Source organism: Streptomyces hygroscopicus subsp. hygroscopicus (genome assembly GCF_030269125.1).
Classification (GTDB): Bacteria; Actinomycetota; Actinomycetes; order Streptomycetales; family Streptomycetaceae; genus Streptomyces; species Streptomyces hygroscopicus_C.
Window position 1 is genome coordinate 171,999 of sequence record NZ_BSSM01000007.1, and the last position, 13,881, is coordinate 185,879.

Genomic DNA, 13,881 nt, shown 5'->3' on the forward strand with positions numbered 1-13,881 from the left:
GAGGCGCACAAGGAGCACAGGCATGTCCACGACCACACGCAGCGGGGAAGAAGCCCGTGGCGGGGGCGAGACCCCCGGCGGAGAGAAACCCGCTCCATCGGCCGCCCTCGGGCTGCCCGCCGCCACCGCACTGGTGATCGGCAGCATCATCGGCACCGGCGTCTTCGCGCTCCCCTCCGCGCTCGCCCCCTACGGCCCGATCGCCCTGGTGGCCTTCGGCGTCGTCACCCTCGGCGCGCTCGCGCTGGCGATGACCTTCGGCTCGCTGTCCCGGCGCGTTCCGGGCAGCGGTGGTCCCTACGTGTACGCCCGGGAGGCCTTCGGCGAGTTCGCCGGGTTCCTCAACGCCTGGTCGTACTGGATCACCGCATGGGCGGGGAACGCCGCGATCGCGGTCGCCTGGGTCGGCTACGTCGAGGTGTTCGTCAACACCGGGCACCGCACCGGTGTCTCACTTCTCATCGCGCTCACCGGCCTGTGGATACCCGCCGCGGTCAACCTCACCGGGGTGCGCAACACCGGTGCCTTCCAAGTCGTCACCACGGTACTGAAGTTCGTCCCGCTGGTCTTCATGGCCACCGTCGGGCTGCTCTTCGTCAAGGCGGACAACTTCGGCCCGTTCAACGCCAGTCACCAGTCCGCGCCGGGCGCCATCTCGGCGGCAGCGGCGATCGCCCTGTTCAGCTATCTCGGCCTGGAGGCCGCCTCGGTCGTCGCCGGACGCGTGCGTGAACCCGGCCGCAACGTGCCGCGCGCCACCGTGTACGGCACCCTCGCCTGCGCCGTCATCTACATCCTCGGCACCCTCGCGGTCCTCGGTACCGTCCCGCACGGCGAACTCGGCTCGTCCACCGCGCCGTTCAGCGACGCCGCGAACAACATCTTCGGCGGCAGCTGGGCCGGCGACGCCGTCGCGGTGGCCGCCATCGTCTCGGGGATAGGCGCCCTGAACGGCTGGACCATGCTGTGCGCCGAGATGCCGTACGCCGCCGCCCGCGACGGGCTCTTCCCCGGCGCCTTCTCCCGGCTGCGGGGCAAGAACGACGTACCGGTCTTCGGGATCGTCTCCTCGACCGTACTGGCCTCGCTGATCACGGTGTTCAGCTACACCCGCTTCCAGGACGTCTTCACCAAGATCGTGCTGCTCAGCGTGCTCACCGCGGTCATCCCGTATCTCTTCTCCGCCGCCGCCCAGCTGTACTGGCTGCTGGTCCGCGGCCGGGCGAGCCTGAAGCCCGGACGGCTGGCGAGGGACGTCGTCGTCGCGGCGCTGGCGATGGCCTTCTCGTACTGGTCGATCCAGGGCAGCGGCTACCAGACCGTCTACTACGGCCTGTTCGTGGTCCTGCTCGGACTGCCGGTCTACATCTGGCTCAAGCGCGACCGCGGCGAGTACGGCGAGACCGTGTCGGTGCCGGCACCGGCCACCGGGAACCGCGCCCCCGAGACGCCGCCCCCCGTCGCCCGCCCCGCCCGGCGTCCCTGGGCCACCCGGGCCCACCGCCTCAACCCCCTGCGTCACCACGACTGACACCCTGACCGACCCATCGAAGGACCACCGCCATGACCACCTTCCACGTCGACTCCGAGGCCGGCCGACTGCGCCAGGTCATCCTGCACCGGCCCGGACTCGAACTCTCCCGGCTCACCCCGCGCAATGTCGACGCGCTGCTCTTCGACGACATCCTGTGGGCCAAGCGGGCCCGCGAGGAGCACGACGCCTTCGCCCAGGTCCTGCGCGACCACGGCGCCCGCGTGCACTACTTCGCCGACCTGCTCGCCCAGAGCCTCGACATCCCCGGCGCCCGCGACTGGCTGCTCGACCGGGTGGTGACCACGGCCACCGTCGGTCCCGCCCTCGTGGACCCGGTGCGCGAACTGTGCGCCGGACTCGACGGCGAGACCCTCGCCGGGTACCTCATCGGCGGCCTGCTCAAGAGCGACCTGCCGCTCGCCAGCCCGCACAGCCTGGTCTGGAACTCCCTGGACGACGAGGACTTCGCGCTCGCGCCGCTGCCCAACCACCTCTTCCCGCGCGACAACTCCTGCTGGATCTACGACCGCCTGTCCATCAACCCGATGGCCAAGGCCGCCCGGCGGCGCGAGAGCCTGCACGCCGAGACGATCTACCGGTTCCACCCGCTGTTCGCCGCCCAGGCCCCCCAGCCGATCCTGGACGGGCCGGTGGGCACCCTGGAGGGCGGCGACGTCCACGTCCTCGGCAACGGGGCCGTCATGGTCGGCATGGGGGAGCGCACCACCGCCCAGGCGGTGGAGAACCTGGCCGCCCGGCTCTTCGCCGCCGGCACGGCGACCCGGGTGATCGCCGTCCAACTCCCGGCCCAGCGCGCCTACATGCACCTGGACACCGTGCTCACCATGGTCGACCGCGACGCCTTCGTGGTCTATCCGGGCCTCGCAGACTCCCTGCGCTCGTGGACCCTCACGCCCAGCGACGCCCGCCCGGTCCGCTTCGCCGTCACCCCCAACTCCGACCTCGCGACCGCCCTCGCCGAGGCGCTCGACCTGGACAAGGTCCGCATGCTGTCCGCGCCGCAGGACATCCGGGGTGCCGAGCGCGAACAGTGGGACGACGGCAGCAACTTCCTCGCCCTCGAACCCGGCGTCGTCGTCGGTTACGAGCGCAACGTCACCACCAACACCTATCTGCGCAAGCAGGGCATCGAGATCGTCACCATCGCCGGCGCCGAACTCGGGCGCGGCCGGGGCGGCCCGCGCTGCATGAGCTGCCCCATCGAACGCGACCCGGTCGCCTGACACTTCCCCGAGGACCACAGATGACCACCGACCTGCGAGGCCGCTCCTACCTGAGCGAACTCGACTTCACCGCCGCCGAGATCGGCCACCTCCTCGATCTCGCCGCCGAACTCAAGGCGGCCCGGCGGGCGGGCACCGAAACCCCCCGGCTGACCGGCAAACAGCTCGCGCTGATCTTCGAGAAGACCTCCACCCGCACCCGCTGCGCCTTCGAGGTCGCCGCCCGCGACCAGGGCGCCGCCACCACCTACCTCGGCCCCGGCGACAGCCACCTCGGCATCAAGGAATCCGTCGCCGACACCGCCCACGTCCTCGGCCGCATGTTCGACGGCATCGAGTACCGCGGCTCCGCCCAGTCGATCGTCACCGACCTGGCCACGCACTCGGGCGTTCCCGTCTACAACGGGCTGACCGACACCGCGCACCCCACCCAGAGCCTGTGCGACGTGTTCACCATGCGCGAGCACAGCGCCAGGCCGCTGTCGGAGATCAGCTACTGCTACCTGGGTGACGCCCGCAACAACATGGGCAACTCGCTGCTGTCCATGGGCGCCCTGCTCGGCATGGACGTGCGGATCGCCGCGCCCCGCGCGCTGTGGCCGGACGGCGAGCTGGTCGCCGCCTGCCGGGCGCAGGCCGAGCGCAGCGGCGCCCGGATCACCCTCACCGAGGACGTCGAGACCGCCGTGCGCGGGGCCGACTTCCTGCACACCGACGTCTGGGTCTCCATGGGCGAGCCCGCAGACACCTGGAAGGAACGCATCGACCTGCTGCTGCCCTACCAGGTCAACGCCAAGACGCTGGCCGCGACCGGCAATCCCGACGTCGCCTTCATGCACTGCCTGCCCTCCCTGCACGACGACCGCACCCGGCTCGGCCGCCAACTGCGCGAGACGTACGGCCTGACCGGACTCGAGGTCGCCGACGAGGTCTTCTCCTCGCCCCGCTCGCTCGTCTTCGACCAGGCGGAGAACCGGCTGCACACCATCAAGGCGGTCCTCGTCGCCACCCTGGCGGACCGGCCCGGCGTCGTGGAGGGCTGACCGATGCGCATCGTCATCGCCCTCGGCGGCAACGCGCTGCTGCACCGCGGGGAACGCCCCGACGCCGATGTCCAGCAGGCCAACATCGACCGTGTGGCCCTCGCGATCGCCGCCCTGGCCCACGACCACGAGGTCGTCGTCACCCATGGCAACGGCCCCCAGATCGGGCTGCTGGCCATGGAGAGCGCCGCCGACGCCGCACTGAGCGCGCCCTACCCGCTGGACCTGCTCGGCGCCCAGACCCAGGGCATGATCGGCTCCCTGCTGGCGCGCGCCCTGCACGACGCGCTGCCCGGACGGCGGATCGCCGCCCTGGTCACCCACACCCTGGTACGGGCCGACGACCCCGCCTTCGGGCATCCGGAGAAGTTCATCGGCCAGGTGTACCCCGCGGAGGCCGCCCGCGCGCTCTCCCGCGAACGGGGCTGGCACATCGCCCGGGACACCACCGGCTGGCGCCGCGTGGTGCCCTCCCCGGCGCCCGAGCGGATCCTGGAGACCGGCACCGTCCAGGACCTGCTGGGCCTCGGCACCCTCGTGGTCTGCGCCGGAGGCGGGGGCGTCCCGGTGGTCGACGGCGACCGCGGCGGACTGCGCGGGGTGGAGGCCGTCGTCGACAAGGACCTGACCGCGGCCCTCCTCGCGGAGGACCTCAAGGCGGACTTCCTGCTGATCCTCACCGATGTGCCGCATGTGTACGCCGACTACGGCGGCCCCGGTCAGCGGCCCGTCCTGGAGGCGACGCCCGCGGAACTGCGCCGCGGCGACTTCCCGGCCGGCTCCATGGGGCCCAAGACCGAGGCGGCGGCCCGGTTCGTCGAGCGCACCGGCGGCCTCGCCGCGATCGGTGCCCTCGACGCGGCGTACGAGATCGTGCACGGCAGGGCGGGCACGCTGGTACGACCCGAGCCGTGACGATCCCTCGTCCGTCCCCGTGACGCCCTCTTCGCGCACCGGTGTGCCCCGCACGGGCCCACCGGTGCGCGGGCGTTCACAGCTTCAGCGTGAACCAGGTCGTCTTGCCCTCGTCGGTGGGCCGTACCCCCCAGCCGTCGGCGAGGGTACGGACCAGGAGCAGGCCACGTCCGGACTCCTCGTCCCCTGCGGCGTGCCGGGGCTGGGGGAGGTACGGGCTGCGGTCGCTGACCTCGACGGTGAGATCCGTGGCGGTGCGGCACAGCCGCAGCCCCACCGGGCCCTCGGCGTGCTGCACCGCGTTGGTGAGGGTCTCCGACAGCAGCAGGAGCGCGTCGTCGGCCGGGACGGGACACTCCCACGAGGCCAGCGTGCGGCGCAGAAAGGCCCGCCCCTCGGGGACGGAGGAGGGGGCGGCCGCCAGATCGGTGGTGACGGCTGCCAGCGGCGCCGCCGGGAGCTGCGCGAACAGCAGGGTCACGTCGTCGTCATGGCCCTCGGCGTCCGGCAGCAGTTCGGCCAGCACATGGTCGGCTGCCGCCTCCAGGTTGGGGGAACGCGGGAAGAACGTGTCCAGGACGGTGGTGAGTTCGCCGACCCGTGCCTCGATGTCGCTGCCCGGCGTCTCGATCAGACCGTCGGTGTACAGCACCAGCGTGGCCCCGGGGGCGATGTCCGAGCACGCCTGCTCGTACAGCACACCGCCCACCCCGAGCGGCGCGTTGACCGGTGCGGGCAGCGCGCGCACGCCCTCCCAGGGGCCGACCACCAGGGTCGGCAGATGCCCGGCCGAGCAGACGGTGACGGTGCCCGCGTCCGGGGCGACGACCAGATAGCAGCAGGTGACCAGCTGGTCGGGCACGTCCAGGTCGGCGACCACGGTGTCCAGGGCCTGCATCAACTGGCGTGGCTGCATGCCGGTCTTGGCGAGCGCGTGCGCGGCCGACCGCAACTGGCCCATCACGGCGGCCGCCTCCAGACCGCGGCCCATCACATCGCCGATGAGGACGCCGACCCGGCCGGCGCCCAGCGGTATCAGGTCGAACCAGTCGCCGCCGACGCCGGCGCCCTGGGTGGCGGGCCGGTAGCGGCTCGCGGTGTCCAGGCCGGGCAGCGCGGGCGGCGTCCCCATCAGGCTGCGCTGGAGGGTGAGGGCGATGTGCCGCTGCTGTTCCAGCAGGGCCGTCAGCTCGGCCTCCACCTGCTTGCGGTCGCTGATGTCGCGCACGATGGCGCACGCCCCGACGACCTTGCCTCCGGTGTCCCGGGTCGGCCACAGCGTGACGTCGACGTCCAGCATCACCCCCGCCTTGGTGACCCGTAGCGTCTCGAAGTGCTCGACCTTCTCCCCCTGGCGCAGGCGTTCGAGCAACGCCCAGATGTCGTCCTGGAGTTCGGTGGGGGCGAGCATCGAGACGTGCCGGCCGATGACCTCCTCGGCGGTGTAGCCGTACAGCTCGGCGGCGGCCGCGTTCCAGTACGTGATGTCGCCGTCGAGGGTCTTGGCCAGGATGGCGTCCTGGGACGACTCCACGATGGCGGCGAGTTCGTTGATCCGGGCCTCGGCCGCCTTGCGGTCGCTGACGTCGCGCACGGCGGCGGAGACCAGCAGCCCGTCCGCCGTCTCCATCGGGCTCAGGCTGATCTCGACCGGGAACTCGCTGCCGTCCTTGCGCAGTCCGTGCAGTTCGAGCCCCGCGCCCATGGGGCGCACCTGCCGGTTGGCCGCGTAGCCGTCGCGGTGCCGGGTGTGGTGGTCGCGGAAGCGGTGGGGCACGAGCAGCTCGACGGGGCGCCCGAGCAGTTCCTCGCGGCGGTAGCCGAACACGGCCTCGGTCTGGGCGTTGACCAGCCGGATGACGCCGGTGTCGTCCACGATCACCATGGCGTCCGGCGCCGCCTCCAGCAGGCCGCGGAACCGCTCCTCGGCCGTCGACGGGGCGCCCTGCGGCGCAAGGGCCCCGCACCGGCACCGCTCGGGGACCGCCGGCTCCGTCGCACAGGCCGGCTCGTCCACGCAAGGATTCATGTCTACCCCGCCATGTCGCTCGTGATGCTACGGACATCCCAGCGCAACCGGGCTCCGCCCGCCGTGACTTGTCGCGTCATGGCCGGAACACATACCCACCGCGGGCGTAACCCGTGCAGGACCGGTCCCGGTCGAGCACAAACGGTCGCGCCCGCCATGGTGCCCGCCTCAGGGACGATCGGCCCCGTTCAAAGGCCCTGAGGGCCCTGCCCGCCGGGGTGCCGTTGCGGCGAGGCTGGAGCCGATCCCGAACGGGATTCCGAACAACAGGAGGTGGACGTCATGTCCCGCACCGTCACCGTGGGCCTCGACGGCTCCCCCGAGAGCCGTACCGCCGCGGAGTGGGCGGCAGCCGAGGCTCGGCTGCGCGGCCTGCCGCTGCGTCTGGTGCACGTGTGGGAGCCGGTGACCGAGGCCATGGCGGCGGACCCGGTGATCGGCACGGCGACGCAGCGGCACTGGAGCGAGCGGATCTCGCGCGAGGCGGCCGAGGAACTGCGGCTGCGCCACCCCGACCTGGAGGTGCGCTCCGAGCACCGGGACGGCTACCCGGGGGAGGTGCTCGCGGCGGTCGCCGAGGAGTCCGAGCTGCTGGTGCTCGGTTCGCGGGGCCTCGGCAGGGTCGGTGGCTACCTCGTCGGCTCCGTCGGCTTCTCCGTGGTCGCCCGTGCCGGACGGCCCGTCGTCCTGGTGCGGTCCGGGCGGAAGCACGACGACGGCGCCGCGAAGGGCCCGGTCGTCCTCGGCGTCGACACCACCGCGCCCGACGAGGCGGTGTTCGCCTTCGCCTTCGAGGAGGCCGAGCGGCGCGGGACGTCGGTGCGGGCCGTGCGCACGTGGTCCATGCCGTCGTACTACGTCTACGGCTTCGCCGCCGACCCCACCTTCGACCAGGAATGGTCCCTCCAGGAGGAGGCCGCGCTCACCGAGGTGCTCAAGCCGTGGCGGCAGAAGTACCCCGCGGTCGAGGTCACCGAGGAGTGCGGGTACGGGAGCGCGTCGCTGCAACTGGTCGAGGCGTCGCACGAGGCCGGGCTGGTGGTCGTCGGCCGGCGCCGTCGGCCCGCGTCGTTCGGCACGCACATCGGGCCGGTGACGCATGCGGTGCTGCACCACGCGAAGGCGCCGGTGGCGGTGGTGCCGCACGACTGAGGGTGACGGACACGAGGCGCCGCGCGCCCCGCTCGGGATGGTCCGGGCGGGGCGCGTCGGCGTGTTCGGGGTTGTGCGCGGGGCGGACGTGCGGGTGCGTCGCGGCGGTCGGTCGCCGGGCCGTGCGGGCCGTGCAGGGGGAGAGAGCCGTGTCGCGTGAGGGGAGAGCCGTGTGACGTGTTCCGGCCGACGGGGACGGGGGCGCCCCGCCGTACCCGGCCGTGCCGGTTCGGCGGGGCGCCCCCGCGGTTCTCCTCGGTCGACGTGGTCGCCGCCGACGGCCTCTCACGCCGCCGTGCCGCCCCGCCAGGGCGGCGGCGTCGCCGTCCTGCGGGTGCAGTGGGCGCGGTGGGTGACGCGGTCGGTGCGGCTGCGCAGGCGGTCCTGGAGGCGGTCGGCGAGTTCGCGGGCGCTGGACTCGCGGGCGTGGACGACGACGAGGTAGCCGCCCACCCGGATCTCGGCGCCGGCGGTCCAGGGCTGTCCGACGTGGTGGGCGGACGCCCTGACGATCCGGATCTCGCCGCTCACGGGCGGCAGGCCCGGCCGGCCGAGCACGGCCTCCACCTTCTCACGGAGGTAGGCGAGGTCCTCCTCGTCCATCTCGCCGTCGGCCCGCACACGTACGGCGACGGGGGCCTCGGGGGCGTGGACCGCGGTGTCCCTGGCAGTCATGTGCTCCACTCCTTCTGATCGTTGCGTGCTGATCGTTCGGTGCAGCGCACCCAGCGTCCCCCTGCGCCGGCCCCGCCCCCAGGGGCCGGCCGGCCCGGGGGCCGGGGCCGGTGGTCCCGCCCGCGGGACCCGCGTTTCCCGCCACCGGCCGACTTCCCCGCGCAGCGCCCGAGTTCACCGGGCGTGCCCCGTGTGAGCCCTGTACGCGCCCCCGCCCGCGCGAGCAGACTGCGGTTCTCCCCGAGGAAGGCAGGTCGGTCACCGTGCTGCTGCGTCTGCCCGCGTCCGTGTCCGAAGCCCGGGAGTGCCTGGCGGAGGGAGCCGTCCCGGTCGGCGGGGCGACGCTTGTCTGGGCCACCTGGCAGCGCGACGGTTTCCCCGAACTGGCCATTTCACTAAGGCAGTTGCCGGAGGCCAACGTCATCGGACCCGAGACGCTCGGCGCCGCCGTGCTCCTCGGGCGGATCGACGGCCGGGTGCCCGACGTGCTGCGCCTCGCGGCCGGCGGCGTGGGCACCGGGGCCGTGCGCCGGACGGCGACCGTCGGCGGCAACCTCGTGGGCAGCACGCTGCGTTGTCTGCTTCCCGCCGCGCTGGTCCTCGACGCGCGGGCGACGGTGCTGGAGACCGACGGCGTCCACGAGACGGACCTGGCCGAAGTCATCGCCAAGCGCCCCCTGCTGCTCGGCCTCCGCTGGCGCGCCCCGATCGCCTGCGCCTACCGCAAGCTCCCGGCCGACGCGGGCGGTCCGCCGCCCCTCGTGGCGGCCTCGGCCCTCCACCCCGGTGACGGCGCGGGGCACGTCGTGCGGGTCGCGGTGCGGGACGGCTACGACGTGCTCGCCGGCACCGCCGTAGCCGGCCCCGGTCCCGAGGAGACGCTCCAGACCCTGCGCGCCACCGCCCTCGGTGATCTGCCCGCCGCCGCGTGGACGGTCGTACGGCCCCAGGTGCTCGCCCTGCTGGAGCGCGAGCGGTGAGCCGCCGGGGTCTGCTGCCCTAGGCGTGCACCAGGGCGGCCACCAGGCGCGTCATGGCGGCCCGGGGGTCGGCTGTGCCGGGCCGGCTCGTCATCAGGAGGTGGTGGGCGGTGCCGACGATGGCGAGTGCCGCGGTGCCCGGGTCGACGGTGGCCGCCACCCTGCCGAGCCCCTGCTCGGCCTCCAGATAGCCGGTGACGGCCTCCTCGATCGCGGTGAAGCCCGGGGCCCCGCCCTCCAGGGCCGCGCGGACGCGTGACGCGGCGGCGGGGCGGGTCATGGCCAGGCCCGACAGGGCGGGGCCGCCGGACTCGAACAGCGCGAGGACGACGGAGTCGAGGTTCCGCGCCACCGTGCCCTGCCCGGCGAGCCCCGGCAGTGCTCGCGCCTTCACCGCAGTCCGCGCGAACCGGTCGAGGCACAGCTCGGCCACGAACTCGTCGAGCCCCTCGAAGTGCGCGTGCAACAGCCCCTTGGCGCAGCCCGCCTCGGTGGTGACGGCACGGCTGGTGAGCGCGCCGGGGCCGTCCCTGTCCACGACGCGCTCGGCCGCCGCGAACAGCCGCTCGCGCACGTCCGGCGTCGCTACTCCGCGCGGTGACATGGGCCCTCTCCTCCGTCCTGCCGTCATCGCCCGCGAGGGGCGGAACTCCCCGGATGGTAACGGGATTGCGGGGAATGGGCGCCCGCCCATACAGTTTGGGCGAACGCCCATTATCGTCCGTTCTCTCGTCCACCGCAGGAGGCCCCGTGCCGGACATCGTCAACACCGAGCAGGCGCAGGCGTGGAACGGCCCGGAAGGCACCCACTGGGCACGCAACCAGGACCGATGGAACGCCGTGAACGAGGGCTTCGACGAGCCGCTGCTCGACGCCGCCGCGGTCACCGGCACGACGCACCGGGTCCTCGACCTCGGCTGCGGTTCCGGGCAGACCACGCGCCGCGCCGCGCTCCGCGCCCCCCGGGGGAACGCACTGGGCATCGACCTGTCCGGCCCGATGCTGGCCGAGGCGCGGGCCCGCGCGGAGCGCGAGGGCATCGCCAACGTCTCCTTCGTCCAGGGCGACGCGCAGGTGTACCCCTTCGAACCGGGCGCGTTCGACGCGGCGATCAGCCGCTTCGGGGTGATGTTCTACGCCGACCCCGTGGCGGCGTTCGGCAACATCCGCCGGGCGCTGCGCCCCGGCGGACGCCTGGCGTTCGTCTGCCCCGCCGACGCCGCTCTCAACGGCGGGACGGCGGCGCTGGCGTCCCTGCGCGACATCCTGCCGTTCGGCGACCTCGGCAGGCCCGGACTGCCCGGCATGTTCTCCCTGGCCTCCCGTGACCGCGTCCACGGCGTCCTCACCGCGGCAGGCTTCACCGCCGTCACCGTCGAACCGGCGCAGGCGCCGGGCACCTGGGGCCGCGACGCCGCGGACGCCGCGGACTTCCTCCTGGGCACGGGCCCCGGCCGCCACCTGATGCGACAGGCCGACGCCGCGACACGGGAGCGTGCCCGCCACGCCCTGACCGAACACCTGCGCTCCCACCGGGCCGAGGACGGCACGGTCCGCCTCCCCAGCACGTCCTGGCTGGTGACGGCGGTCCGCCCGGCGGCGCCCGCGACGGCCCCGGGACTCTAGGACTCCAGCGGGAGCACACAGGCGATGAGGAGGGCGACGTCGTCGTGGCCGGCCGGGTGGCGCAGCTCGCGCAGGAGGCGGTCGCAGGTCTCCTCCGGGGAGGGGGACGGCGGGGACAGGAGCCGGACGAGTTCGGCCAGGCGGATGTCGATCGGGTCGTCGCGGGTCTCGACCAGACCGTCGGTGTACAGGACGATCTGGTCGCCGGGGCGCAGGTCGAGGGTGGTGGACTCGAACGGCCCGCTGCCGACGCCCAGCGGGGTGCCGGTGGGCAGGTCGAGGAGGCGCGGTGAACCGTCGGACGGGATCAGGACCGGCGGCAGGTGTCCGGCGGAGGCCACCTCCAGGCGGCCCAGGCGCGGATCGTGGACGGCGTAGACGCAGGTGGCGATGTAGGGGTCGAGACCGAGGGTGATCCGATCGAGGTGGGCGAGGACACGCGCCGGGTCGAGATCGAGGTCGGCCAGCGTGGAGGTGGCGGTGCGCAACCGCCCCATGGTGGCCGCGGCCGGGATCCCGCTGCCCATCACGTCGCCCACCGCGAGGGCGGTGCGGTCGCCGTCCAGCGGGATGACGTCGTACCAGTCGCCGCCGACCTCGCCGATCGCCTGCGCGGGCCGGTACCGGGCGGCGATTTCCAGGCCGGGGTGGCAGGGGGAGAGCTGGGGCAGCAGGCTGCGCTGGAGGGCCTCGGCGGTGCTGCGGGTGTGCTGGTGCAGGACCGCGTTGTCGATGCTCAGCGCGGCGCGCGAGGCGAGCTCGCAGGCCAGCGCCAGGTCGTCGGCGTCGAAGGGCAGCGGATTGCGGGCGCGGGCGAGGCCCATGACACCGATGCACTGGCCACGGGCGATCAGGGGGACGGCCATGTCCGTGTGCACACCGGCTCGGGCCAGCAGCCGGGCGGCCTCTGCGTCGGCGGCCACCCGGCCGACCTCGCCGCTGTCCAGATGGGTGATGAGCACGGGGCGTCCGCTGCGCACGCTCTGGGCCGCCGGGTGGCCGGCGTGGTAGACGGTGAGCCGCCCGGGTGGCACCAGCGCGGCGGCGGCGTCGGTGTGGTAGGCGGTTTTCACCGCCAGCGCGCGGAACAGCGGCGGGCCGTCGCCCGGGTCCGTGCGGCCCGTGCGCAGCATGCTGTCCAGCAGGTCCACGGCGGCCATGTCGGCCAGGTCGGGTACCAGGACGTCGGCCAGTTCCTGGGCGGTGCGCTCCACCTCCAGGGTGGTGCCGATGCGCGCCGAGCCGCGGGCGATCAGCCGCAGCCGCCGCTGGGCCCGCTCGGCCTCCTGGGCCGCGCGGTATCGGTCGGTGACCTCCACCGCCACCATGGCGACGCCCAGGACGTGCCCCTGGTGGTCCTCCAGCCGGTACAGCGAGGTCATCCAGGCGTGATCGTCGTCCGGGTCGGCGGCGGTACGGCCCACCACCTGCCGGTTCACCACGGGAACCCCGGTGTCCAGGACCCCGCGCATCCAGGCCGCGACCTCCTGGAACGCGCTGTCGGGCAGCAGTTCGCCGAAGCGCCGCCCGACGTGATCCGCCCTGGGCAGGCCGTACATGGCCGCCAGGGCCGGGTTGACGGTCACATAGCGCAGCTCGGGATCGAGGACGGCCAGCCCGATCGGGGCCTGGGTGACGAGCCGGGCGGACAGGGCCGCGCCGCGCTCCACCTGGCGCAGGGTGGAGCGGTCGGTGGCCAGCCCGAGGGCGTAGTGGTCGCCGAGGTGGTCGGTCAGCCGCATGTTGCGGAACTCGACGACCCTGGTGCCACCGTCCTTGTGCCGGACGGGGAACGCCCCCGCCCAGCCCCGCCCGGTCTCCATCACCTCGGCGAACAGCCGGATCGCCGCGTCCCGGTGCTCGGGGCGCAGCAGCAGGAGCGCCGCGTACTGCCCGACCGCCTCCGCGCGGTCGTAACCGAACAACTCCTCGGCCTGGGGGCTCCACATGTCGATCCGGCCGTCGGCCTCCAGCAGCACGGCGGCGACACCGAGCAGATCCAGCAGCCCGGTGGGCGCGGAAGCCTGGTCTTCCAGGGACTTGGTGGCGGGGTCGGGCCGGGTTTCCGTGGCGGGGTCCGTGGGGGCCTCGGCGGTGTGGTCCGCCTCGGTCTCCGGGGCCGGGTCCGTGGGGGGTGCGGTGGTGTGGCCGGGCCGGGTTTCCCCGTTCGGGTCCGCGGGGGACGTCGGGGTGCGGTCCGCCTCGGTGTCCGTGGTCCGGTCCGTCGTGGACCCCGGGATCCGGTCCGCACGGGTCCCCGGCGGCCGGTTCGCCGGGGACGTCGCCCCCTGGTCCTCCCGGGGCTTCGCCGCATGTTCGGCCTGGGGGCGCGCGACGTGCTCCGCCCCGGGCTCGGCCCGCGCCGTGCCGGGCTCCTCCCGGTCCGGGCGCCGCATCCCTCCGCTCATCCCGCTCTCGCTCCTTCCGCCGGCCCGCACGGCCGACGCCGTCGTGTCCGGCCCGCGCCCGCCGGGCAGGGCGTGCACCGTGGTCGGCGCGGCGCCGTACGCGGGGAGACCGAGCCCGGCCTCACTTCACGCCTACCCGCGGACGGGGGTACCGCAGCGACCCGGCGGGGTCGGAGCGCGGGAGCCGGTCCGCGGCGGGGTCCGGAACCACCCGGGCCGCCGTCGGTACCGCGTCATCCGCTGCCGGCACGGTCGGACCCCCTCTCGGTACCCCC

11 protein-coding genes are annotated in these 13,881 nt (G+C 73.9%); 7 read left to right on the forward strand and 4 right to left on the reverse strand.

Annotated features, from left to right (window positions below; genetic code table 11):
- Positions 1 to 133 precede the first annotated feature (133 nt).
- From QSK45_RS17805 to QSK45_RS17820, 4 genes are read left to right on the forward strand one after another with little or no spacing between them, the layout of a single operon-like run.
- Complete coding sequence (locus QSK45_RS17805; RefSeq protein ID WP_490993582.1) at positions 134 to 1,531, forward strand: APC family permease; 1,398 nt, start codon at positions 134 to 136, stop codon at positions 1,529 to 1,531.
- Positions 1,532 to 1,563: 32 nt separating this feature from the next.
- The gene (locus QSK45_RS17810) at positions 1,564 to 2,778 is read left to right on the forward strand and encodes an arginine deiminase (protein ID WP_285557970.1); all 1,215 of its coding nucleotides are present in this window, start codon (positions 1,564 to 1,566) and stop codon (positions 2,776 to 2,778) included.
- A gap of 20 nt (positions 2,779 to 2,798) precedes the next feature.
- Positions 2,799 to 3,821: an ornithine carbamoyltransferase gene (argF, locus tag QSK45_RS17815; RefSeq protein WP_285557971.1), complete on the forward strand. Its 1,023-nt coding sequence runs from the start codon at positions 2,799 to 2,801 to the stop codon at positions 3,819 to 3,821.
- Positions 3,822 to 3,824: 3 nt separating this feature from the next.
- Positions 3,825 to 4,736, forward strand: a complete 912-nt coding sequence (locus QSK45_RS17820) for a carbamate kinase (protein WP_285557973.1) — start codon at positions 3,825 to 3,827, stop codon at positions 4,734 to 4,736.
- Positions 4,737 to 4,812: 76 nt separating this feature from the next.
- Here QSK45_RS17820 and QSK45_RS17825 read toward each other — a convergent pair whose 3' ends face one another.
- Positions 4,813 to 6,765 carry a PAS domain S-box protein gene (locus tag QSK45_RS17825; protein ID WP_490993580.1) on the reverse strand — a complete coding sequence of 651 codons (1,953 nt, stop codon included), beginning with the start codon at positions 6,763 to 6,765 and terminating at the stop codon, positions 4,813 to 4,815.
- A gap of 282 nt (positions 6,766 to 7,047) precedes the next feature.
- Here QSK45_RS17825 and QSK45_RS17830 point away from each other — a divergent pair, with 282 nt between their 5' ends.
- Positions 7,048 to 7,917, forward strand: coding sequence for a universal stress protein (locus QSK45_RS17830; RefSeq protein ID WP_285557974.1), 870 nt, complete (start codon positions 7,048 to 7,050; stop codon positions 7,915 to 7,917).
- 285 nt (positions 7,918 to 8,202) lie between these two features.
- Here the strand turns inward: QSK45_RS17830 and QSK45_RS17835 are convergent, their stop codons facing one another.
- The gene (locus QSK45_RS17835) at positions 8,203 to 8,592 is read right to left on the reverse strand and encodes a hypothetical protein (protein WP_285557975.1); all 390 of its coding nucleotides are present in this window, start codon (positions 8,590 to 8,592) and stop codon (positions 8,203 to 8,205) included.
- A gap of 263 nt (positions 8,593 to 8,855) precedes the next feature.
- Here QSK45_RS17835 and QSK45_RS17840 point away from each other — a divergent pair, with 263 nt between their 5' ends.
- Positions 8,856 to 9,572, forward strand: coding sequence for an FAD binding domain-containing protein (locus QSK45_RS17840; protein WP_285557977.1), 717 nt, complete (start codon positions 8,856 to 8,858; stop codon positions 9,570 to 9,572).
- Positions 9,573 to 9,591: 19 nt separating this feature from the next.
- Here the strand turns inward: QSK45_RS17840 and QSK45_RS17845 are convergent, their stop codons facing one another.
- Positions 9,592 to 10,176, reverse strand: coding sequence for a TetR/AcrR family transcriptional regulator (locus QSK45_RS17845; protein ID WP_285557979.1), 585 nt, complete (start codon positions 10,174 to 10,176; stop codon positions 9,592 to 9,594).
- 146 nt (positions 10,177 to 10,322) lie between these two features.
- On the opposite strand from QSK45_RS17845, the gene QSK45_RS17850 reads away from it, so the two are divergent.
- Positions 10,323 to 11,198 carry a class I SAM-dependent methyltransferase gene (locus QSK45_RS17850; protein WP_285557981.1) on the forward strand — a complete coding sequence of 292 codons (876 nt, stop codon included), beginning with the start codon at positions 10,323 to 10,325 and terminating at the stop codon, positions 11,196 to 11,198.
- Here QSK45_RS17850 and QSK45_RS17855 read toward each other — a convergent pair.
- Entirely contained in the window at positions 11,195 to 13,606 is a 2,412-nt protein-coding gene (locus QSK45_RS17855) for a SpoIIE family protein phosphatase (protein WP_285557982.1), read from the reverse strand. The genes QSK45_RS17850 and QSK45_RS17855 overlap by 4 nt on opposite strands.
- Positions 13,607 to 13,881: the final 275 nt, after the last annotated feature.

Excerpts from the sequence above, each read along its gene's own strand:
- argF (WP_285557971.1), top strand. The coding sequence starts at position 2,799 with ATGACCACCGACCTGCGAGGCCGCTCCTACCTGAGCGAACTCGACTTC.
- QSK45_RS17825 (WP_490993580.1), bottom strand. The coding sequence starts at position 6,765 with ATGAATCCTTGCGTGGACGAGCCGGCCTGTGCGACGGAGCCGGCGGTC.
- QSK45_RS17835 (WP_285557975.1), bottom strand. The coding sequence starts at position 8,592 with ATGACTGCCAGGGACACCGCGGTCCACGCCCCCGAGGCCCCCGTCGCC.
- QSK45_RS17855 (WP_285557982.1), bottom strand. The coding sequence starts at position 13,606 with ATGAGCGGAGGGATGCGGCGCCCGGACCGGGAGGAGCCCGGCACGGCG.
- QSK45_RS17820 (WP_285557973.1), top strand. The coding sequence starts at position 3,825 with ATGCGCATCGTCATCGCCCTCGGCGGCAACGCGCTGCTGCACCGCGGG.
- QSK45_RS17845 (WP_285557979.1), bottom strand. The coding sequence starts at position 10,176 with ATGTCACCGCGCGGAGTAGCGACGCCGGACGTGCGCGAGCGGCTGTTC.
- QSK45_RS17830 (WP_285557974.1), top strand. The coding sequence starts at position 7,048 with ATGTCCCGCACCGTCACCGTGGGCCTCGACGGCTCCCCCGAGAGCCGT.
- QSK45_RS17810 (WP_285557970.1), top strand. The coding sequence starts at position 1,564 with ATGACCACCTTCCACGTCGACTCCGAGGCCGGCCGACTGCGCCAGGTC.